The organism is Pseudanabaena biceps PCC 7429 (genome assembly GCF_000332215.1).
In the GTDB taxonomy this organism is placed as follows: Bacteria; Cyanobacteriota; Cyanobacteriia; order Pseudanabaenales; family Pseudanabaenaceae; genus Pseudanabaena; species Pseudanabaena biceps.
On the sequence record NZ_ALWB01000402.1, the window covers coordinates 1 to 1,820 of the forward strand.

At 37.1% G+C, this 1,820-nt stretch carries 3 protein-coding genes; all 3 read left to right on the forward strand.

Annotated elements, in window-relative coordinates; translation table 11 throughout:
- Positions 1-276 precede the first annotated feature (276 nt).
- Positions 277-528, forward strand: a complete 252-nt coding sequence (locus PSE7429_RS22735; protein ID WP_100229020.1) for a hypothetical protein — start codon at positions 277-279, stop codon at positions 526-528.
- A gap of 146 nt (positions 529-674) precedes the next feature.
- The gene (locus tag PSE7429_RS22740; protein WP_009629754.1) at positions 675-1,142 is read left to right on the forward strand and encodes a hypothetical protein; all 468 of its coding nucleotides are present in this window, start codon (positions 675-677) and stop codon (positions 1,140-1,142) included.
- Positions 1,129-1,608 (forward strand): hypothetical protein, encoded by a 480-nt coding sequence (locus PSE7429_RS22745; RefSeq protein ID WP_009629755.1) that lies wholly within the window; start codon positions 1,129-1,131, stop codon positions 1,606-1,608. Before PSE7429_RS22740 ends, PSE7429_RS22745 begins: the two co-directional genes overlap by 14 nt.
- Positions 1,609-1,820 lie beyond the last annotated feature (212 nt).

Below are 1,820 nucleotides of genomic sequence, written 5' to 3' on the forward strand. Positions count from 1 at the left end.
GGGTTGCCGCACGGAGTGCGGCAACCCTCTTTTGGGGTTTATGTCCTGATACAGTTGACGGCAGCTATAGTATGAAAAATTTGGCGGAGATAAATTTTGTTTGATACACAAAATTTATGTGTTATAATAATTTCTCCGAAAGGTTAAGCTCATGTAAATCTAAGGTTAAGCGAACATGCGATCGCCTAAAACTAAAGAAATAAACATATATTATTTATATATTATTTATATGCCAATAATATATAAATAATATTTTTGGTGATGCTTTTCTTTTCTATGGCAAGTATTCCTGTGATTGTTAATATGTCTAACTCCCCAACTCCAAAAAGAAAGAGACTAAATCTCGACCTAAGTAATAACGACTACGAAATATTACAAAAGATCTCCGACGAATCAGATAAGAACATGTCTGAAGTTTTACGAACAGCCTTGGCAATCTATAACATTGCCCAAGAAGAGAAAAAAAAAGGTCGTGAATTAGCCATTATCGAAAACGATGAGATCAAAAAGATAATTGTCTCTCCATAATATTAAGTCTCTAATCAAGATCGGAAACTATGGCAATCAATTGTAAATAGGTGTAAATAGCTACAAGTTTATCTCAACCTTCCTCTATTGAACTCTATTAAACTCTATTGAATTTGTGTTAATAAGATCACTTTTTGTAAATTACTATGAACGCTGATTCCTCAGAAGCAATCACTCAAACCAAGCATAAACAACTAGATCTGAGCCTTTCTCAAGATTTTCAAGGAGCAATGCAAAAGACCGTGGACAATGCGGAGGGGGAAGTTGCAGATATCTTATATAAAGCCATCGAGACTTATCAATTGTTTCCAGTTAAAGCCCGTAGCCGAATACCTAACCTTGGTCAATCAGTCAATAAAGTCTATCGATTTTATCTCCCCACCCCAGCGAGTGAAGAGCAAGTAGTTGAATTTAGGCAAAATGTGGAATTTATAAGACGAGCGAATCCTGAGTGGGAAATTAGTCCAGAATTACCTGAAGATGGGGAAGAGGAGGTTGTAGTGATGATTTATAACGGGGATGGCAATTACTTAAATAGGCGTGCTGATTATGTAATCAATCAGATTAATCAATCATTAACTAGTTTTTTACAAGGTGGTTATGACGAATGCTAAATCTCAAGACGATAATCCCGAAAAAAATAGCTCTTCAGCAATTGATAAGACTTTTACTGGAATAAAACCCATTGTTACCACAGTAGAAAGTTCTACTTTACCTATCCAAATGCCCACCATATCGCAGGAATTATTTGAGATTTTGGCTGAAAAAGATGCTTTAGGCCTATTGAAATTTTGTCAAAGCTATGACGAGAAACGATTTGAGTTAGCTAAACAGAAGGAAGAAAATAGACATCAGGAAGCCATTGCCAAGGAGAAGTTTAAGATCGAAAGTCAAACATCCAGTGAAAATATCAAAAAGATAGCATTAGCTGTCGGTCTAACATTTTTTGCTCTAGTGTTAATTTATTCAGGTTTATGCGGAAATCAAGAGTTGCCAGAGAAGGTATTTACTCTTGCTGTTGGTGGATTTGGTGGAGCTGGTGTTGCGAATTCACTAAAGAGACAAGAGGGAAAAGATTAATTTCAATGCTTGACTTTAAGGCGAGACTATAGGACAAATTAAAGCCCCAAAGATAATTGGCAGTACAGGCACTGCCAATCATCTTTTTCTAAAGCGAGTACCGCCCGCTACGCGGGCGGTACTCGTTTCTGGGTTTGGAATAAATCCCCAAAATACAAGTGGCGGCGCTTCGCGCCGCCACTTGTATTTTGGGGATTATGTCCTATGGTAAT

Coding starts and splice junctions, on each gene's coding strand:
- PSE7429_RS22745 (WP_009629755.1), top strand. CDS start 1,129: ATGACGAATGCTAAATCTCAAGACGATAATCCCGAAAAAAATAGCTCT.
- PSE7429_RS22740 (WP_009629754.1), top strand. CDS start 675: ATGAACGCTGATTCCTCAGAAGCAATCACTCAAACCAAGCATAAACAA.
- PSE7429_RS22735 (WP_100229020.1), top strand. CDS start 277: ATGGCAAGTATTCCTGTGATTGTTAATATGTCTAACTCCCCAACTCCA.